At 70.0% G+C, this 17,856-nt stretch carries 17 protein-coding genes and 1 CRISPR repeat array; of the genes, 9 read left to right on the top strand and 8 right to left on the bottom strand.

The window, feature by feature from the left end; genetic code table 11:
- Nucleotides 1-1,559 (bottom strand): SGNH/GDSL hydrolase family protein (locus ACIQVZ_RS11750; RefSeq protein ID WP_402449059.1); only part of this gene is annotated, 1,559 nt, incomplete at its 3' end.
- Nucleotides 1,560-2,152: 593 nt separating this feature from the next.
- Between ACIQVZ_RS11750 and ACIQVZ_RS11745 the strand changes: the two genes are divergently transcribed.
- The 3 genes from ACIQVZ_RS11745 (at nucleotide 2,153) to ACIQVZ_RS11735 (ending at nucleotide 5,901) form a co-directional block, all read left to right on the top strand.
- A complete protein-coding gene (locus ACIQVZ_RS11745) occupies nucleotides 2,153-4,114 on the top strand; it encodes a PIG-L family deacetylase (RefSeq protein WP_402449057.1) in 1,962 nt (653 codons plus the stop codon).
- A 145-nt stretch (nucleotides 4,115-4,259) separates the two neighbouring features.
- On the top strand, nucleotides 4,260-5,309 hold the full coding sequence (locus ACIQVZ_RS11740; RefSeq protein WP_350882406.1) for a LacI family DNA-binding transcriptional regulator: 1,050 nt from the start codon (nucleotides 4,260-4,262) through the stop codon (nucleotides 5,307-5,309).
- 85 nt (nucleotides 5,310-5,394) lie between these two features.
- Nucleotides 5,395-5,901, top strand: coding sequence for a helix-turn-helix domain-containing protein (locus tag ACIQVZ_RS11735; RefSeq protein ID WP_402449055.1), 507 nt, complete (start codon nucleotides 5,395-5,397; stop codon nucleotides 5,899-5,901).
- 6 nt (nucleotides 5,902-5,907) lie between these two features.
- Here ACIQVZ_RS11735 and ACIQVZ_RS11730 read toward each other — a convergent pair whose 3' ends face one another.
- Nucleotides 5,908-6,225: a LuxR C-terminal-related transcriptional regulator gene (locus ACIQVZ_RS11730; RefSeq protein ID WP_402449054.1), complete on the bottom strand. Its 318-nt coding sequence runs from the start codon at nucleotides 6,223-6,225 to the stop codon at nucleotides 5,908-5,910.
- A gap of 21 nt (nucleotides 6,226-6,246) precedes the next feature.
- On the opposite strand from ACIQVZ_RS11730, the gene ACIQVZ_RS11725 reads away from it, so the two are divergent.
- Entirely contained in the window at nucleotides 6,247-6,738 is a 492-nt protein-coding gene (locus ACIQVZ_RS11725; protein ID WP_402449053.1) for a hypothetical protein, read from the top strand.
- A gap of 64 nt (nucleotides 6,739-6,802) precedes the next feature.
- Here ACIQVZ_RS11725 and ACIQVZ_RS11720 read toward each other — a convergent pair whose 3' ends face one another.
- Nucleotides 6,803-8,455 (bottom strand): PucR family transcriptional regulator, encoded by a 1,653-nt coding sequence (locus ACIQVZ_RS11720; protein ID WP_402449052.1) that lies wholly within the window; start codon nucleotides 8,453-8,455, stop codon nucleotides 6,803-6,805.
- 142 nt (nucleotides 8,456-8,597) lie between these two features.
- Between ACIQVZ_RS11720 and ACIQVZ_RS11715 the strand changes: the two genes are divergently transcribed.
- From ACIQVZ_RS11715 to ACIQVZ_RS11695, 5 genes are all read left to right on the top strand, one after another.
- Entirely contained in the window at nucleotides 8,598-9,485 is an 888-nt protein-coding gene (locus tag ACIQVZ_RS11715) for an ABC transporter substrate-binding protein (RefSeq protein WP_402449050.1), read from the top strand.
- Entirely contained in the window at nucleotides 9,482-10,426 is a 945-nt protein-coding gene (locus ACIQVZ_RS11710) for an amino acid ABC transporter permease (RefSeq protein ID WP_402449048.1), read from the top strand. The genes ACIQVZ_RS11715 and ACIQVZ_RS11710 overlap by 4 nt, the downstream gene beginning before the upstream one ends.
- Complete coding sequence (locus tag ACIQVZ_RS11705) at nucleotides 10,423-11,235, top strand: amino acid ABC transporter ATP-binding protein (protein WP_402449046.1); 813 nt, start codon at nucleotides 10,423-10,425, stop codon at nucleotides 11,233-11,235. The genes ACIQVZ_RS11710 and ACIQVZ_RS11705 overlap by 4 nt, the downstream gene beginning before the upstream one ends.
- A complete protein-coding gene (locus tag ACIQVZ_RS11700; protein ID WP_402449044.1) occupies nucleotides 11,232-12,425 on the top strand; it encodes an alpha-hydroxy acid oxidase in 1,194 nt (397 codons plus the stop codon). Before ACIQVZ_RS11705 ends, ACIQVZ_RS11700 begins: the two co-directional genes overlap by 4 nt.
- A 77-nt stretch (nucleotides 12,426-12,502) precedes the next feature.
- A complete protein-coding gene (locus tag ACIQVZ_RS11695; RefSeq protein WP_402449042.1) occupies nucleotides 12,503-12,922 on the top strand; it encodes a RidA family protein in 420 nt (139 codons plus the stop codon).
- Between the two features lie 326 nt (nucleotides 12,923-13,248).
- Nucleotides 13,249-13,765: direct repeats of the CRISPR family, unit length 27 nt; unit sequence GGAACATCCCCGCGCGTGCGGGGCCGA.
- Nucleotides 13,766-13,783: 18 nt separating this feature from the next.
- On the opposite strand, the gene cas2e is transcribed toward ACIQVZ_RS11695, so the two are convergent.
- Genes cas2e through cas7e form a run of 5 tightly spaced genes read right to left on the bottom strand, consistent with a single transcriptional unit; the run spans nucleotide 13,784 to nucleotide 17,844 of the window.
- Complete coding sequence (cas2e, locus tag ACIQVZ_RS11690; RefSeq protein ID WP_350882445.1) at nucleotides 13,784-14,062, bottom strand: type I-E CRISPR-associated endoribonuclease Cas2e; 279 nt, start codon at nucleotides 14,060-14,062, stop codon at nucleotides 13,784-13,786.
- Nucleotides 14,059-15,081 carry a type I-E CRISPR-associated endonuclease Cas1e gene (cas1e, locus tag ACIQVZ_RS11685; RefSeq protein WP_402449040.1) on the bottom strand — a complete coding sequence of 341 codons (1,023 nt, stop codon included), beginning with the start codon at nucleotides 15,079-15,081 and terminating at the stop codon, nucleotides 14,059-14,061. Before cas1e ends, cas2e begins: the two co-directional genes overlap by 4 nt.
- A gap of 3 nt (nucleotides 15,082-15,084) precedes the next feature.
- Complete coding sequence (gene cas6e / locus ACIQVZ_RS11680; protein WP_402449038.1) at nucleotides 15,085-15,846, bottom strand: type I-E CRISPR-associated protein Cas6/Cse3/CasE; 762 nt, start codon at nucleotides 15,844-15,846, stop codon at nucleotides 15,085-15,087.
- Nucleotides 15,847-15,850: 4 nt separating this feature from the next.
- The gene (gene cas5e / locus ACIQVZ_RS11675) at nucleotides 15,851-16,705 is read right to left on the bottom strand and encodes a type I-E CRISPR-associated protein Cas5/CasD (protein ID WP_402449036.1); all 855 of its coding nucleotides are present in this window, start codon (nucleotides 16,703-16,705) and stop codon (nucleotides 15,851-15,853) included.
- The gene (gene cas7e / locus ACIQVZ_RS11670; protein WP_402449035.1) at nucleotides 16,705-17,844 is read right to left on the bottom strand and encodes a type I-E CRISPR-associated protein Cas7/Cse4/CasC; all 1,140 of its coding nucleotides are present in this window, start codon (nucleotides 17,842-17,844) and stop codon (nucleotides 16,705-16,707) included. Before cas7e ends, cas5e begins: the two co-directional genes overlap by 1 nt.
- Between the last annotated feature and the right edge of the window lie 12 nt (nucleotides 17,845-17,856).

Genomic DNA, 17,856 nt, shown 5'->3' with positions numbered 1-17,856 from the left:
CGGCCGGCGAAGGTGCCGTCCCCGTTGCCGGGCCACATGTACAGGTTGCCCGTCGCGTCCTCCCTCGCCATCAGGTCCGCGTGACCAGTCCCCCGGAAGTCACCGGCGACCGTCTGCGAGAACGGACCCCAGCCGTCGGTGACGAGCACGCGGCCGGCGAAGGTGCCGTCCCCGTTGCCGGGCCACATGTACAGGTTGCCCGTCGCGTCCTCCCTCGCCATCAGGTCCGCGTGACCAGTCCCCCGGAAATCGCCGGCGGTGGTCTGGGAGAACGCGCCCCAGCCGGCCGTCAGGTCGGTCCTGGCCGTGAAAGACCCGTCTCCCAGCCCCGCCCACTCGTACAGGTGCCCGTCCGAGTCGTCGCGGGCGACGAGGTCGCCGATGCCCTTGCCGTGGAAGGCTCCGGCCGTCGTCTGGGAGAAGGTGTGGGAGAGGCTGGTCGGGGCGGGCCGCGGGGCGAGGACCTCGGCGAGGGCCGTGTTCCCATTGGTGGTGAAGTGCAGGTGGTCGGAGGAGACGTAACCGGCGAACGCGGCGCTCGGGTTGAGCGGGTCGCGGGTCGCCCGGTCGAAGTCGTGGAAGCCGTCGATAGCCGTCGTCGTGCGGATCCAGTCGTTGACGCACTGGCGCACCCGGTCCCGGGCGGCGGTGTAGTCGGTGTAGCCCTGGAAGGCGGGGATGGTGGCAACGGTTAAGCGCAGCCCGGCCGCGTGCGCGCGTGAGGCCAGCTGCTGGATCCCCGACTCGAGCGCGGAGTCGGAGGCGTCGTCCATCGTGATGTCGTTGATGCCCTCGTAGAGCACGACGCTCCGCACTCCGGTCTGGGAGAGGACGTCCCGGTCGAAGCGGTTGAGCGCGCTCTGGCCGAAGCCGACGCGTCCTCCCGTCCCGTCGGTGAGGATCCGGTTGCCGGAGATGCCCTTGTTGACGATGCCCTCGGGCGTCGGCCGGGCGCTGAGGGCGCGCCCGTAGTCGTCGGCCCAGCGGGTGTTGGAGTCCTGGTCGGTGTGCCCGCCGTCCACCTGCGAGTCGCCGATGGCGACCACCGTCCCGTCGCTGCCGGCGGCCGTGACGTCCAGGCCGCTGAGGAAGGCCCAGTAGGGGTACGGGGTCGAGAGGTTGGCGCCGCCCGTGTCCCGGGTGCGGTCGGCACCGTCGCCGGGCGCGGAGGTGTAGGAGGTGGTGAGCGTGTAAGGGTGGTAGGGCGCGGTGGTGACCCCGTTGGGCAGCCAAAGGCTGACCAGCAGGTTCTCGTCTGCGGTGACCGGGAAGGCGACGGGGTCGCTGTAGATTTCGCTGCCAGGCGGGATGACGGCCTGGCCGGACCCGCCGAACGTCAAGTTGACCGGTGTGGCCGCCGGCGCGGCCGGGTTCCCGTTCTGGGCTGCGATCCTGTCCTGGGCCGCGATGGTGACGTGCCCGATGGTCACCTGGTCCGGACTGAAGGTATTCACCAGGCGAATCCGGGCGGAGCTGCCGCCGATGCTGGTGTGGACGACCATGCGCAGGGTCTGCTGCCCCGTCACGCCCGAGGACGCGGATGGTCCGGCCAAGCTCATGGCGGTACCCCAACTCCCCGTCCAGGCAGAGGACTCGGGGCGCGGTGCGCCCGGGCCTGACGGGAGCGCGACGGGGACCGGCCCGCAGCCGGCGGCCGCGTTCGCCGGGGCCGCGGGCGGCAGGGCGGCGAACGTGCCGAGGACGGCGGCGGCTGCCGTCATAGCGGACAGGCGGCCCCGCGGTGGGCGGTGGGCGACGTGCACAGGAGTCCTTTCGCCGGGTACGGAAAACCCTTTTCCCGCATGGCTCGGATGACGAAGAAATGGCGGCGATCCGTTTCCCGAAGGAGGAGGTCCGAGAATGCGCCGAGAAATCTCGGAGCCCGCTCGCCATGCACCATGCAATCACCGCAGGCCCGGATTTCACCAGGAGGAACATCAGGCGGAAACCATGGGGAAGTTCCAGCAGAAACCGCGCTGGACAGGCAAGATCGGCGAGAAACAGGCGGATTGGCTTGATCGTACGTCAGTTGACTGTCGCGCCTGACGGGATTTGCGATATACCGTCTCGGGCACTTCCTGATCGACAATCCGCCAATCTCCTCCTGGCGTGATCACCTGCCTGCCTCGAATCTCGAATGAGGGAAAATCACATGGCAATCGGACGACGGCAACTCCTCACCTCCCTCGCACTGACCGCCCTCGCCGCACCCGTCCTGGCCAAGGGGAGCGCGACCCGCGCCTCCGCGGCCACGGGTACGGGTACGGGTACGGGTACGGGTACGGCCGCGCGTATGGCCGCCGGCCCCGGGCCGCTGTTCATGCAGGTCGTCGCCCACGAGGACGACGACATCCTGTTCATGAACCCGGACCTGTCCAACGCGATAGCCAACGGCACGCCGTCCGTCACGGTGTTCGTCACCGCCGGGAACATCACCGGTGACCCGTGTTCGGGCTGCGGGGACCCCGCCGGCGACCCGCTGCGCACCTGGAACCGCCAGATGGGCGCCGTCAACGCCTACTCCCGGATGGCCGGGGTCGGCGACACCGATCCGGCGACCGACGAGGTCGGGCACTGGACGGTCGAGGCGTGGACGGTCGGGGGCAAGCAGGTCGAGCGGTACATGCTCAAGGACCGGTCGGTGCACCTGATCTTCCTCAACCTGCACGACGCCGGGCTCGCCGACGTGCTGAACGGCGGCACCGACACCACGGTCGTCCCGAAGGACAGCCCGCTGTCCGGGCCGTCGACCTACACGGCGGCGGACGTCGTCGAGGTGCTGCGGCAGATCATGGTGACGTACCGGCCGACCGTGCTCCGGGCCCAGGACGAGCTCCCGGACACCCGCTACAAGGGCGACCACTCGGACCACATCTCCGCCGCGAAGTTCGCCGGCGTGGCGGCGAGCCAGTACGGCGGCTCGCTGATCCAGGTGAACTACCGGGACTACAACATCAGCGACTGCCCGGTGAACCTCGACCCGGCGACGGTCGACACCAAGGGCGTGTTCGTCTCCGAGTACGCCAGCCACGACCACTCGGGCAGCTACGAAACCGCCTGGTTCTCCCGGATGTACTACCGCTGGTCGCGGGGCACCTCCTGGGCCGGGCTGAACCAGGACGGCCGGCCGCAGGTCTTCGTCGTCCGGGCGGGCTCCCTCTACACGTACTGGCGCAACTCCGACGGCAGTTGGGGCGGCCCGGCACGGTTCGCCGACCCGGGCGGCCGGCTGGCGCCGGGCATAGCCGTCGGCACCAACGCGGACGGCCGGATGGAGGTCTTCGCCCGCCGCCTGACCGACCACCACATCGTCTCCGTCCCGCAGACCGCGCCCAACGGCGTGTGGCGGGACAGCTGGGCCGACCTCGGCAACCCCAACGCCGGGCTCAACAACGCGGACCAGGTCGGCGTGCCCGCGGTGGTCGCCTCCCAGGACGGCCGGCTGGAGCTCTTCGTCAAGAACGGCGGCGGCGGCCTCAGCACGATCCGGCAGACCAGCCCGAACGGCGCCTGGACGACCACCTGGGACGACCTGCACGGCACCGACATCCAGGACCCGGTCACCGCGATCCGCAACGGCGTCGGGAGGATCGAGGTCTTCGCAAGCACCCGCGACGGGGTCGTCAACTGGTGGCAGACCGCTCCGAACGACGCCATCAACGGCCCGGGCCCGATCCCGAACTCCCGGCCGGCCAGCCCGCCCAAGGCCGCGCTCGACCAGGACGGCCGCATCGAACTCGCCTACCGCGAGGCCGGCACCGGCGCCATGCTCGTCAGCTACCAGACCCAGCCCGGCGGACCGTGGAGCCAGTCCCCGGCCAACATCGGCGGCCACAAGGGCGTGGGCGAGCCGGCGATGGCCACCGTCGGCGGACGGGTCGTCCTGTTCGAGCGCAACGGCGGCAGCGGCGTGAGCACCACCGCCCAGACCGCCCCGAACACCGCCTACGGCGCCTGGCAGGACCTCGGCGGCACCGTCCTCGACTACCCGACCGCGCTCGTCGACGGCGGCGGCGTCCTCCACGTGTTCGCCATCGGCACGGACGGCCGCGTCTACTACCGCGCGGGCACGACGCCCACCGACCTCGGCGGCTGGCAGGGCATGCCCCTGTGACCGCCGGTCCCGTCGGCCGGTCGGGCACCCTCCCGACCGGCCGACGGGCCGGGCCCGCGGGAGCGCCCGTGGGAGCGCCCGTGGGAGCGCTCTCACACCGTGTAGGATGGCCACTCCCGAGAGTGAGCCACACCGGAGTGTGATCATGCCCCGAACTGACAGGCCGGGCCCCGGAAGCGCCCGGCCTGCCGCGCGACCGACGGTGGAGGACGTGGCCGCCCGCGCGGGAGTCGGCCGGGGAACGGTGTCCCGGGTCATCAACGGTTCGCCCAAGGTGAGCGCCAGGGCGAGGGAAGCCGTGGAGCACGCCGTCGCCGAGCTCGGCTACGTACCCAACCAGGCGGCACGGTCCCTGGTGACCTCGCGCACCGACGTCGTCGCCCTGGTCGTCCCGGAGAGCCTGGCACGGCTGAGGTCGGAGCCGTACTTCGCGGACGTCATCACCGGGATCTCCGACGAACTCGCTTCGACCGACCTTCAGTTGCTGCTGACCCTGGTCCGCAACGAGGACGAGCGCGAGCGCCTGACCCGCTACCTCACCGCGCGTCGGGTCGACGGGGTGCTCCTGGTCTCGGTGCGCCAGGACGACCTGTTGCCCGACCTGCTCGAACAGCTCGGGATGCCGGCCGTACTGGGCGGTCGCCGGTCCGAGCGCGAATCGCTGAGCTACGTCCACGCCGACAACGCCGGCGGGGCCCGGGCGGCCGTCCGGCACCTGGTCGGGCGCGGCCGCACCAGAGTGGCCACCATCACGGGGCCGCTCGCCATGGAGGCGGCCGGGGCACGCCTGGCGGGGTACCGGGAGGCGCTCACGGAGGCCGGCCTCGCCCCGGAGGACGCGCTCGTCGCCCACGGCGACTTCACCGAGGCGGGCGGCTATGCGGCGATGTGCGAGCTCCTGGCCGAACTGCCCACCCTCGATGCCGTGTTCTGTGCCTCCGACCTGATGGCCGTGGGCGCGTTCCGGGCGCTGCGCGAGGCCGGGCGGCGCGTGCCGGGAGACGTGGCCGTCGTCGGCTTCGACGACTCCGTCATCGCCCGTAGCACCGAGCCGCCCCTCACCAGTGTTCGCCAACCGACCGAGGCGATGGGGCGGTTGATGGTTCAGCTGCTGCTCGAGGAGATCGCCGAACCTGGGCGGCCGCGTCGCCAGGTGATCCTTCCGACCGAGCTGACGGTCCGCGCCTCGGCCTGACGGCCTCGGACGGCTCCGAACTGAGAGGCCGTCACATCCCGTTGTTCCTTACGAGCCACTGGCGCGTGTCGCGGCTGACCTGGACATGAGGTGCTGCTACGCTCTCGATGCGCGTGGGAGCGCTCCCACGCGCCAAGATTCTGGGGGTGACGTGTCGAAGGCACAACAAGGGGATTCGGCATTCGGGGGCATGCTGAGGACGCTTCGCCGCGAAGTGGGATTCACGCATGAGGAACTCGCCCGGCGTTCCCAGGTCAGTGTGAGGACGATCAGCGACATCGAGCGGGGCCGGGTGCGCCGACCGCAGCGCCGCTCCGTCCAGCAGCTCGCGGAGGCGCTCGGCCTGGGGAGCTCGCGATTGGAATGGTTTCTCCGTGCCGCGCGAGCCGTTCCCGGCAGCGGGCTCGATCAGCCGGACCGGAGCCGTCGCGAGACACCGGCCGCCGGGGAGGTGGACGAACAGCCGTCCGCGGTGGTCGTGATGGTCCTGCCGTTGACCGCGATCGGCGAGAGCGGTCCGTGCTGTCGGCGCCGCCGACGCTGTCCGCAACCCCGCCCGGCCGGGCCCCGACACCTGCGCCGGGCCAGTTGATGGCCGTCACGTGCGGCGGGCAGGCTCCGGCGGCCACACCTCCGCCACGAGGACGCCGAACGCGTACGCCCGCCCCACCAGCGCCGTCCGGTTGGGGACGTGCCACCGGCGGCTCAGCCGGGCGAGGTGGTAGTTGACGCCGTCCGCGGCCAGGCCGATCTCCCTGCCGATCTGGGCGGTGGTGTCACCCCGGGCGGCCGCAGCCAGGATCCGCGCCTCGGTCGGGCTCACCTCGGCACGCGGCGCGGACGCCGGGGCCGGGGGCTCTGCGCGGGTACGGAGGGAGAGCAGCAGGTTCGGCTGCTCCCCAGGGGTGTCGCTCACCAGCGCGACGTTCATCTCGCCGTGCCGCTCGATGTCGGGCGGGTGACGGTGAACCTGGCGCACAGGCCGACCGTGACCGTTCATCGGCAAGCCCTGGTATTCCCGCTGACCACGGCTCAGCTTCGCGCGATCGAGGCCGGCCGGTCCGGCGACGCCCGGTTCGAGGTGGAGGTGTCGGCAACGCTTCCGCAGGCGGAGGGTTATCCCGGCACCGCGGTCATCACCGACCAGATCTCCATCGCGAGAAGTCGGTGGGAGGAACAGTTGGAGCAGACCGCGCCATCCGCAGCGTTCGGGATGGCCGTCCCGTACCCCCTTCACGAGTCTCGGCGCGCTGAGCCCGGACTCGCCCTCCGCGAAGCCCAGCGCTTGATCACCAGCGGCCACATCCGGGCAGCGATTCCGGAGGTGCGCCGTGCCCTGGAGTGGATGCAGCACAATGCTGGGTGGGACAACCCCGGCTCCAAGAAGCTCGCCAATCAGTGCACCCAGTCGGATGGCGGATCTCGGTGAGCCGGCCCCGGGATCCGACGACGGCCTGCCAAGTGGCCTGATGCGCCGTCACGAAGTATCGAGGCTATCCCGGGCCGGGGCGGCTTGTCGGCGCATTGAATTCGGCGAACCGGAATTGCAGGAGGACCCAGGCGAAGACGTCGATATCGTTCAGGTCGAGATCGAAGAGCGTCTGCAGCTTGTCGATGCGGTAGCGGACCGAGTTGACGTGGACGTTCAGGGCGGCCGCTGTGGCGGGAATGCTCTTGTTGCTTTCGATGTAAGCCTTGAGAGTTTCGAGGTACGCGGAGCCGCGTTCACGATCCATCTCCCTCATCCGTTCGAGGACAGGGACGCGCAGTTGGCTGGTCGAGCGGTACCAGTCGGCGATCGTGGCCAGGTCGAGTCGGGGAAGGTGCTCGTCCATGAGCACGACGGCACCGCTGGGGCGGTGGGTCAGGAGCCCGGACGCGGTCAGCCGCACCAGGGTGCGCAGGTAGGTGTAGTCGTTGCTGAGCTCATGGGTGTCGTGGAGTTCACGGCCCACGACGACTGCCAGTGACGGTGCGGTGGGCTCGACGCGGCGGAGGAAGTCGTCGAGGTTGTGTTGGAGGGTTGTCCATTCCTGGCTGTGCCGACCGCTGAAGAGCATGACGAGATGGGAGTCGACTTCCGCCACGATCGCGTTCGGCTGGATGAGGTGCAGCCAGGTCGAGACACGTTGGACGAGCCGGTGGGAGACGACTTCAGCGGTGTGTGTGGGCGGGTTGGTCGTGGTGAGCGTGGCAAGGCGATACCACTGCTTGTCGGCGATTTCCAACGCGAATGCGCATGCGGATGCCTGGTGGGGATCGCGCAGGAGGTTGGAGAGCAGGTCGGCCTCGCGCCGCCGTTTGACGTCGACGTAGGAGCGTGCGTGGTGGAGGTGGAGGGAGGCGGCGTCCAGCAGCTCCTCCAGGGCTCGCATGACGTGGTGGCATTGCTGCGGATCGGTCACGATGACCCAGATGGTGCCGAGCACTTCGCCCTCGCTGCGGACGGCGGCGGCGACACGTCCGTAGGTCTCGGCGCAGCCGGGAACGAAGACGCACCCGGGGCTGGCATAGATGAGACGGTAGTCGGGGTCGGTCGAGGGTGAATCGACCTCGCTCATCAGGAGGGTGACCTTGCGGCGCTGCTCGTCGATGGGCTGATCGGCGAGGTTGGAGAAGCCGAGCACCCGGCCCGCGGGGTCGACGATGCTGGTGGCGCCGCCGGCCATGGTGGCCACGGCGTTGGCGAAGGTGAACAGGTCGCCGAGCCGCGCCCCCGCGACACCGTCGGCCGCGGAGATGGACACACTGCTCCTGAGGAGCGTCGCCAGCTGCAGCCAATCGATGGACTGGCGTGCCAGCACAGTGTTGACCTTGTGCAGTTCGCCCAGCGCGCGCAGGGACTCGGGGTCGATCGTGGCGGGCTTGACGATCACTGCGGCGGCCCGGGCTCCGCCGGCTCGGACCAGCAGCCTGGTGAAGGCGGGCCCCTGCGCAGGGAAGCCGACCGCGAGGAGCACCGCGCCCGGCGGGATGTACTCGTCATCGTCGGTCGGTTCGCGCAGCACGATCGACTGCACGAGCGGGTCGTCATTCTGGTGCGCCGGCCACAGGTCCGCTCCGACGTTCACGAGCACTTCCGAGAGAGACGCCGGTTGGAAGCCGTCAATGGCCGACGCGGTCCGGTCCGGGGTTTTGCTCTCCATGTTTGGAGATTTTATCAGCAGACAGCCGTCTTCTTTGTAGATCGGTCTGTATCGATAGGAGGTTCGCCCTCCTACTCTGGTCCCACGCCGCCCCCTTCGACGGGGCCTGGCGACCACAATCCCCCTGGCGCAGGAGCCCACGTTGACGTCTATTTCCTTGCGGTGCGTCGCCGCCGTCCTCGTCGCGACGTCAGCCACTCTCCTCACGGCGTGCGGATACCAGGAGGGTGGTGCGAGCACGTCGCCGACGTCCGCGAACGGCACCGCGTCGAGCCTGGCCAAGCAGGCCGGGGTACTGCGCGTCGGCACCAACGCGCCGTTTGTGCCGATGGAGTTCTACGCACCGGACGGGGCGACCCTTGCGGGTATCGACATCGACCTGGCCACAGCGGTGGCCGAGCGTCTAGGGCTGAAGGCGAGCTTCTCCAACGCTTCCTGGGACGGTCTGATCCCCGCCTTGAAGGCCGGCCGCCACGACATGCTGGCGTCGTCGTTCGGTGACTTCCCCGAGCGCCGGAAGCAGGTCACCTTCGTCGACATGCTCAAGGGCGGCATCGCGGGCATCGCGCGGGCCGCGGACGAGTCCCGGTACCCGCAGCCCTCCGCCCTGTGCGGCAGGAAGGTCGGCGTCGCGAACGGCTCCGCAACCGTCGCCGTGGTGGACACCGTCTCGGCGAGGTGCCTGGAGGACGGCGGCAAGGCGGTCTCCGCGCAGGTCTTCCCCACCGACAGGGAAGCCGTGGTGGCGGTCCGGAGCGGGCGGGTGGACGTGGTCCTGGTCGACCGCGTCGTGGCTCAGCACCTGGCCGGCACCCAGCCCCAGCGCTACGCCGAGGTTCTCGGCACCATCGCGCCGGACTTCCTCTACGGCTTCGCGGTCGACGAGAACAATCCGGCTCTGGCCCAGGCGGTCGCCACGGCGCTCGACTCCCTCATCGCCGACGGCACCTACGCCGAGATCTGTGCGAAGTACGGGATCACCGGCGGCTCCCTGGTCACCAGAGCCACCATCAACGGAGACACTCAGTGATCAACTCGACTCTTCCGGAACCGAACACCGATCAGGACGAGCTGCGCACCATCGCGCGGCGCCACCCGTGGCGGTGGGTCTCCGCGCTCGTCGCCCTGGCGGCCGGCACCGGGATCGTGTGGGCTTTCGCAAGCTCCCCCAACATCGTGTGGAGCGAGGTCGGTTCCTACCTGACCACGCGCTCCATCCTCGAGGGCATCGGGCTCACACTTCTGCTCACGCTCGTGGCGCAGAGTGTCGGCATCGTCGGCGGCGTCGTCCTCGCCGTCATGCGAAGGTCGAGAAACCCCGTCCTCAGGATGATCAGCGGACTCTACCTGTGGATCTTCCGCGGGACACCGGTGCTCATCCAGATCATCTTCTGGTACAACCTCGCTCTGATCTTCCCCGCGGTCGCCCTGCACGTTCCGTTCACATCGTTCGGCTTCAGCGTCGAGACCAACTCCCTCATCACTCCGGTGGCCGCGGCCATCGTCGCGCTCGGCCTCAACGAGGCCGCCTACATGGCCGAGATCGTGCGAGGCGGTCTCCTCTCCGTCGAGCAAGGGCAGAGCGACGCGGCAACCACCCTGGGCATGACCCGCGGCCAGGCCATGCGCCACGTGATCCTCCCGCAGGCGCTCCGCACGATCGTTCCGCCGACGGGCAACGAGCTGATCAACATGCTCAAGAACACCTCGCTCGTCAGCGTCATCGCCGCCCACGAACTGCTGACCGCGTCCCAGCAGGTGTACGCGGTCAACTACCTGGTCATCGAGCTGCTCATCGTCGCCAGCATCTGGTACCTGGCACTGTCGACCGTCGCCTCCCTCGCCCAGGCCTACCTGGAACGCCGCCTTCAGGTCGTGCTCCGGGTCCGGCAGCAGCCATGGACCACACGCGCCGCGAACCACCTCGCCTCCCTGCGGTCCCCCTCCCCCACCTCGGACGGTAAGTCATGACAGCGATGCTCACGGTAAGGAACGTCAAGAAGAGCTACGGCCAAGCCGCCATCCTGCGCGGCGCCACACTCGACGTCCAGCGCGGCGAGGTGGTCAGCATCCTGGGCTCCTCCGGAGCGGGCAAGTCGACCCTGATGCGTTGTGTGAGCCATCTCGAACCGGTGGACGCCGGAACCATCAGCGTCGACGGTCAACTCGTCGGCTACGACCGGCGGGGCAATGACCTCCACGAGGTCAAGGAGTCGGTCCTGTGCCGGCAGCGCCAGGACATCGGCATGGTGTTCCAGCACTTCAACCTCTTCGGCCACCTGACCGCTCTGGACAACGTGACCATCGGCCCGCGGAAGGTCCTCGGCCGGCGGCGCGGTGAGGTCGAGGAGGAGGCACGGAACCTCCTCGCCCAGGTCGGCCTCGCCGACCAGGCGGACTCGTACCCGCGCCAGCTGTCGGGCGGGCAGCAGCAGCGCGTGGCGATTGCCCGGGCCATGGCCATGCACCCCAAACTCATGCTCTTCGACGAGCCCACCTCGGCCCTCGACCCGGGCCTGGTCGGCGAAGTGCTCCGTGTCATCCGTCAGCTCGCCGAGGGCGGCATGACGATGGTGATCGTCACCCACGAGGTGCGCTTCGCCCTCGATGTCTCCGACCGCATCGTGCTCATGGACGGCGGCACGGTCGCCTACGACGCCGGCCCGCAGGAGTGGCTCACCTCGACGCATCCGCTGGTCACCACCTTCATGAGCCACTTCAAGGCCTCCCAGGACGCCATCACATCCATCGGTTCCGAGGACAGGAACACCGCATCATGAGCTTGCCCGTCAACATCGACGACTTCCGCCGCGCCACCCGCCGCCGCCTGCCGCGGATCGTCTTCGACTTCCTCGAAGGCGGCGCACTCGACGAGATCACGCTGCGCAGCAACATCACCGACCTCGCTGCGCTGCGCCTGCGGCAGTCCGTCATGAGTGACGTCTCCGGCATCGACCTCAGCACGACCGTCCTGGGGCAAACCCTGAGAACGCCGGTGCTCATCTCACCGATGGGCCTTCTGTCCCTGTTCCACCGCGACGCCGACGTCGCGCTCGCCAGAGCGGCCCGTGCCGCGGGAACCGTCTTCGTGCACAGCGCCTGGTCCGGCGCGCCGTTGCAGAAGGTGGCGGCCGCGGCTCCCGGCGCCGTCTGGTGCCAGGCCGCCATCTGGCCGGACCAGCGACTCGTCGACCAGCATCTCGACCGCGCCGAGGAGGCCGACGTTCCGGTCCTCGTCCTGGCCGGCGACGTCGCCGTGTCCAGCAAGCGCGAACGCGACCTCCGTAACGGCTTCACGATGCAGGCGCGCCCCGCGCTCCGGGGTGTGCTGAACGCCGCGACGAAGCCGCGCTGGGTCGCCAACTTCCTGTTCGGCCCCAAGATTACGTTCGGCGATCAGAGCATCGACGGCCGGGCAATGAACATTCGCGAGATGGGCGAGTTCATGGAGACCGAGAACGACGCGGTGACCTGGGACGACGTGATCCGGATCCGCAAGCGCTGGCGCGGAAAGCTCGCGATCAAGGGTGTGATGACCGCGCAGGATGCCCGCAGGGCCGTGGACGTCGGCGTGGACGCGATCTTCGTCTCCAACCATGGCGGCCGACAGTTCGACGCACAACCCTCCACCGTCAGCGCACTCCCCGAGATCGTGCAGGCGGTCGACGGCCAGGCCGAAGTGTTGGTCGACGGCGGCATCCGGCGCGGTAGTGACATCGTCAAGGTCCGGGCCCTCGGCGCGACCGCCGGCCTGATCGGCCGGCCGGCCGTCTACGGACTGGTCCACTCCGGCGAAGCCGGCGTCACCGCCGTGCTCGACATCCTGCGCGACGAGACGGCAACCGCGCTCGCCTTCACAGGCAATATCACCCTCAACGCCCTGAGCACCTCGGCCCTGAGCACCTCGGCCCTGGCTCCCGGGACCAACGACGCCTACCCGCGCGCCAGGCACACGCTCCAAACACCCTGAACGTCCGTGTCGGCAACAGCCCGGACTGACACCGCGACCTATCTCCTCACCACTCGTACCGACACGAACGGAACACCATGAGCTTTGGCACCGTCAGCCACACCGAGGCCGGAGCAGTTGCATCCGAAGACGCTCTGTCCGCAGATGCCACCGGCTTCGGCGGCCTTGTGTGCACCACGCAGATTCCAGACCGCGAAGACGGCTCGATCGAGCTGGGCGACATGCGGGAGCAGACCAGGCAGACGCTCACCAACCTGGCCAACGCACTCAGGCGGGCGAACAGCGACCTGAGCCGACTGCTGCACCTGACGATCTACCTCACCGACATCGAGGACCGCGGCATCTTCAACGAGGTCTACGCCGAGATCGTGCCACGGCCCTATCCGGCGCGGTGTTGCGTCGCAGTCGCCGCACTCGCCATCGAGGGAATGCGCGTAGAAGTGACCGCTCTCGCCGCCCAGGCGCGCGTAACGCCCGGGAACCCGGCTTCCGCATGACACACGAACCAACGACCACCCGAACCGGCGCCAACGCTGTCATGCCACTCACAGGAGGTCCCCTACCGCCCAGGCCAGCAGGCGCCCTCGAATAGCACATGCCCGAACGGGTGGACCTTTTTCGAAAAGGCGTCGTTCCGCCGGCGCATCGACCTACACCGAACGCTGGAGCGACCACGCGCCGGTGACCGTGGCTTTCGACCACCAGTTCTGACAGCTCGCCACGGGCAGGGCCCCAGTAAGACAGGAGCTCTGCCCGGACGTCTCCATCGTCATAGCCCGGGCGAAGGACCGGTTCCTAGGGAACATCCCCGCCCTTCCAGGACCAACCATCCCCGCGCGTGCGGGGCCGATAGGTCGACATCCGGGGGGTTGATGCGCTCCGGGGGAACATCCCCGCGCGTGCGGGGCCGATCTCCCGGGGGTCGAGCGCGACACCTACAGCTCGGGAACATCCCCGCGCGTGCGGGGCCGACTGGGTAGCAGAGAACAGCCGTACGCCTTATGAGGGAACATCCCCGCGCGTGCGGGGCCGACTCGGCGGCGACTGCCTCGGTGTCCCACTCCGGAGGAACATCCCCGCGCGTGCGGGGCCGATTGGTCGTAGAAGCCCATGCCCCCGGTCCAGACTGGAACATCCCCGCGCGTGCGGGGCCGATCGGGCGCGTCCCAGGCGTCCGGGCCGGTCGGGGGGGAACATCCCCGCGCGTGCGGGGCCGATCATGTCGGACTCCTTTTCCGCAGGTCAGGTCAGGGAACATCCCCGCGCGTGCGGGGCCGATCGACAAGCCGCTGGAGCACAAGACCCGCGCCTAGGAACATCCCCGCGCGTGCGGGGCCGATGCTTCGTGACCTGCTGGTTTATCGGCGGGGGCGGGCCGAGAGGATCAGTCCGTCGAAGTCGACGGGCTTCCAGCGGTCCTTGCCGGCGGTGCGGACCGTCCAGCCTTGTTCGTTGGTGGCGGGTTCGACGAGGACGGCTTGGCCGTCGCCGATGCGGGTCGCGAGGAGGTCCCAGAGGCGGTCGCGGATGCGGCGGCTCGGGGTGCCGACGAAGACGCCGGCGTTGACCTCGACCATCCAGCGGGTGAGGTGGCCGCGCAGGCCTTCGGGGGCGGCGATGAGGATGATGACGGTCATGGGCTGCTCGTGTCCTGGGTGAACTCCGGGCCGATGATGGCCAGGTGTTCGTCGCCCATTCCCGGGTCGGAGGCGGCGGGCACCGACAGGCCTTCGGTGCCCGACCAGTTGACGCCGCCCTGGACAGTTCCGACACGTTCGTCCCAGAGTTCGTTGACCTCGACGTCCGGCATGTCGGTGCCGTCCGGGCTGAGGAGGGTCTTGACGTCGTGGACGATTCGGCCCAGCAGCTTGTCCTGGGCGATGCGGTCGCGCAGGGCGAGGCGGGCGTCGCGTTCCTCGGTGTGGCCCTGCTTGGCGAGGTCGAAGGCGAGGGGGATGGTGTATTCGGCCTTGTAGAGGTCCGCGATGTCGAGGACGAACGAGGTCGCCAGTCCGGTGTGGACGAAGCCGAGGCCGGGGCTGGCGCCGAGGCCGGTGATGACGGCGTGACAGATCCCGTAGAGCGCGGCGTTGGCCGCCGACAGGAGGCGGTTGAGGTCGTCGCCTGCGGCGTGGGCGTCGCCGGCCTTGTAGACGCGCCCGTTCCACGGGACGCCGGTTCGGCGTGATTCGGCTTGGTAGAGCTTGCGGATGCGGGCGCCCTCGCGGCCGCGCAGCTGCTGCATGGTGGCCGTGCTGACGTCCTCGCCGGGGAACCGCATGCGGTACATGGTCCGGGCGACGGCGAGGCGTTCCTTGGTCCGACTGACCAGCCAGGCCTGCCGGTTGAGCAGGCCCGCGCCACGGCTGGGGCCGAGTCCGGCCGCGTACATGCGCACGCCCTGCTCGCCGACCCAGCACACGGTGGTGCCGGAGTCGGCGAGGAGGTTGACGGCGCCGTGGGTGATGCGGGTGCCCGGGCCGAGCAGCATCACGGCGACCATGGCGGCGGGGATGCGGACGGTCTCGCGCTTGTTGATGACGACGACGGCGTTCTCGTCGCGGTCGATGTGGCTGCGTTCCACGTAGACGCTGGAGACGCGGTCGGCGAGGCGGTGCAGGTCGTGGGGGTGGGCTTTCCACCAGATGTCGGCCATCGGTCAGCGGGCTCCGGCGGGGGGCGGGGCGAGGGTGAGCAGGCCGCAGCCGTAGGCCTTGGAGGGGCCGATGCCGCCGAGGAGGGCGGCCTGCAGGAGGCCCGGGTCGGTGATGGACAGGCGGCCTTCGAAGGTGGCGGTGGTGAGCGTGACGGCGGTGCGGGTGCCGGGCTTGGTGAAGGTGGTGCGGCTGCGGTCGGTGATCCGTACCTCGCGGGCCGGCTGGGCGTCGGTGGCCGATGGTTCGAGGCCCGGCGCCGGACCGTCGGTGCGGGCCTCGGGGATGGTGAAGCCCCAGCGGCCGGTGCGGTCCAGGAACCAGGTGAGCTGCTGGGCGGCGGTGCGGTGGGCCATGCGGTAGGAGCGGTGGTGGAGTTCGGCGGCGGTCCTGGTGCGGTGCGCGCTCGCCTTGTCGGGCTTGGAGGTGTTCTGGACGGGGCTCGCTTTGAGGCGGAAGGCGAACTCCCGGCCGACGGCGAGTTGGGCGAACAGCGGGCTGTAGTCGCGGATCGCGTAGTGCTCGCCGTCGGCGTCGGGCCATCCGGCCTGTTCGACGATGTGGGTCCAGTCCGGCTTGGACGGGGTGAGAACGAGCAGCACGGGGCGGCGCGGGTGGTCGGCGTCCAGGCGCCACAGGATCCGGTCGCCAGGGGCGGTGTCGGGGACGCCTGCCGTGACGGCGCCGTGCAGGGCCCGGGGGTTGGCGAGCAGGGTGCGGCTGGCCGCGCGCAGGGGGTTGATGCGGACGCGGGAGAGGTAGGTCATCGGGTCACCAGCCCAGCAGGGCGAACGGGTCGTGGCCGTCGGCCGCGGCGGCCGGTTCGGCGGGCGTGGTCATCGGGTCGAGCCCGCTGGGGACGTCGAGCCAGGCGTGGCGGATCCGCCGTGTGGAGAAGCCGCGTTCGCGGGGGTCGAAGGAGCGCGGGACGTCCTGGAAGGTGTCGCCGCCCGACGGGTCGTCGAAGGTCGCGGCCAGGTCGATCCGGTGGGGAGAGAACGGCTCGGGGGCACGCTCGGCCCGCCGTCGGTAGGCGTTCTTGGCAGCCTGGCCCGCCTGCCAGGGCTCCTCGGCCAGGACGTCTTCCACGGTGCCGCCGCGCACCTCGCCGAGGGCGATCGGCTGGGTGGGGACGCAGGAGCGCCGGCCGAGGGCGAGCGGGAAGGCGGGGCGGCGGACCGCCTCGGCGAGTGCCGTGACGAGGGCGGCCGGGCCCTGGACGGCGGCGACGAACACCGCGTCCTGGAGGTAGTAGCGGTGGGTGACGTGGGTGTCCTTGGCCGGGGAGGTCGGCTTCTGCAGGCCTTTGGCGTTGACGCCGGCCTGCGGAAGCGGCCGACCCCGGTAGTCGCTGACGGTGTGGTAGTCGCGCAGCAGCGTGCCGGGCTGGTCGATGCGCACGCCCAGGCGCAGGCCGACCAGGGCGGTGATGTCCGCTTCGCGACCAAGTCCGGCGGCGGCGGCGAGCAGGCCGACGACGCCGGACTTGGTCGGCTGGGGCGGGGTGTCGCGGCGGTTGAAGGCGCTACGGTCGCCCCAGGACTGGAGCGGGCCGGCCAGACGCAGGACGAGGACCGCCTGTTCCCCGTCGGCCGTGGCCTGCGTGGGGGTGGGGTTGGCGGGCATCAGTTGTCGTTCACCCGCTCGGTGAGGGCGGTGCGCAGTCCCTCGCGCAGCTCGGGGAAGGTGCGGTTCGCGCCGAAAGCCTTCGTCAGCTCCTCCCTGGTCTCGTCGCCGCCTTCGGTGAAGGTGTGGCAGATGCCGACGTACAGCGGGGTGTCGCCCCACTGCTCGGTGGCGGTGGCGAACTCCCCGGCGAGGCGGCGCGCGGATTCCGCGACGATGCCCCGGCTCGCCGGGACCGGGTTCTCGTACGCGGAGACGAGGTTCACCGGCTGGTCGGCGCGCACGACGACGGCCACCAGGCTCGGGCGGGTGCGGTGGGCGAAGGAGTTGCCGTAACCGGTGGGCATGGAGCGGGCGAAGGAGTCGACAAACAGGTCGACCGCGTCGACGGCGGCCTTGTCGTCGCCGAGGTTGCCGCGCAGCTGGTGCAGACCGACGGTCGCGTAGCGGTAGAGGGTGGCGGAGTTGAAGCCGATGGTGCCGATCATGCCGGCGCCGGTCTCCTCGGCGGTGTTCTCGTCGTCGACGGCCGTGTAGTAGTCGAACTCGAGCTCGGCGGCGTGAGTGGAGATGGCGTGCGCGACCTGCGTCGCGGCATCCACGTTCAGGCCGGGGATGTCCGCGACCATGCGTCCGAAGAGTGCGACGTCCGCCGGGTGGCCGCTCTGGAGCTGTTCCTTGACCGGCAGCGCCTTGACCGCCTCTTCCAGGGCCTTGGCGTCGAGGGCGGCGAGGTCGGCGGCGGTGTCGGCGACCAGGTCGACGATGCCGTCCAGCTGGCGGCGCCCGTAGAAGAGGAGGTAAGCGGTGTCGCCCTCCTTCTTGCCCGCCGAGATGCCGGTGGACTTGATCAGGGCGCCGGCGATCCGCTGCGCGGCCTCGGCCTCGATGCCGGTGCGCTCGGCGATGCCCTTGGCGAGCTGGGAGGCGATCCGCTTGGTGCGGGTGGCGAGGTCCTGCCGGTCGCGGCTCTCGGCGAAGTGGATGCGGGTGGCGCGCTTCCAGGCCTGGGAGGAGACGCGCGAGCGGCGCTTGCCGCCGAAGTAGGCCTCCTTCGGGTTGCCGTTGTCGTCCCGGTTGAGGTTCGCCGGCGGGACGGTCTGCAGGATGTGCACGTCGATGTAGAGGCGGTCGGTCATGCGCTACTCCGT

It is taken from the genome of Kitasatospora sp. NPDC098663, assembly GCF_044760075.1.
Classification (GTDB): domain Bacteria; phylum Actinomycetota; class Actinomycetes; order Streptomycetales; family Streptomycetaceae; genus Kitasatospora.
Note: the sequence above shows the minus strand (reverse complement) of the source record. Positions and strands in the feature narration are given on the sequence as shown.

Excerpts from the sequence above, each read along its gene's own strand:
- ACIQVZ_RS11745 (WP_402449057.1), top strand. The coding sequence starts at position 2,153 with ATGGCAATCGGACGACGGCAACTCCTCACCTCCCTCGCACTGACCGCC.
- ACIQVZ_RS11740 (WP_350882406.1), top strand. The coding sequence starts at position 4,260 with ATGCCCCGAACTGACAGGCCGGGCCCCGGAAGCGCCCGGCCTGCCGCG.
- ACIQVZ_RS11735 (WP_402449055.1), top strand. The coding sequence starts at position 5,395 with ATGAGGTGCTGCTACGCTCTCGATGCGCGTGGGAGCGCTCCCACGCGC.
- ACIQVZ_RS11720 (WP_402449052.1), bottom strand. The coding sequence starts at position 8,455 with ATGGAGAGCAAAACCCCGGACCGGACCGCGTCGGCCATTGACGGCTTC.
- ACIQVZ_RS11705 (WP_402449046.1), top strand. The coding sequence starts at position 10,423 with ATGACAGCGATGCTCACGGTAAGGAACGTCAAGAAGAGCTACGGCCAA.
- ACIQVZ_RS11700 (WP_402449044.1), top strand. The coding sequence starts at position 11,232 with ATGAGCTTGCCCGTCAACATCGACGACTTCCGCCGCGCCACCCGCCGC.
- ACIQVZ_RS11695 (WP_402449042.1), top strand. The coding sequence starts at position 12,503 with ATGAGCTTTGGCACCGTCAGCCACACCGAGGCCGGAGCAGTTGCATCC.
- cas2e (WP_350882445.1), bottom strand. The coding sequence starts at position 14,062 with ATGACCGTCATCATCCTCATCGCCGCCCCCGAAGGCCTGCGCGGCCAC.
- cas1e (WP_402449040.1), bottom strand. The coding sequence starts at position 15,081 with ATGGCCGACATCTGGTGGAAAGCCCACCCCCACGACCTGCACCGCCTC.
- cas6e (WP_402449038.1), bottom strand. The coding sequence starts at position 15,846 with ATGACCTACCTCTCCCGCGTCCGCATCAACCCCCTGCGCGCGGCCAGC.
- cas5e (WP_402449036.1), bottom strand. The coding sequence starts at position 16,705 with ATGCCCGCCAACCCCACCCCCACGCAGGCCACGGCCGACGGGGAACAG.
- cas7e (WP_402449035.1), bottom strand. The coding sequence starts at position 17,844 with ATGACCGACCGCCTCTACATCGACGTGCACATCCTGCAGACCGTCCCG.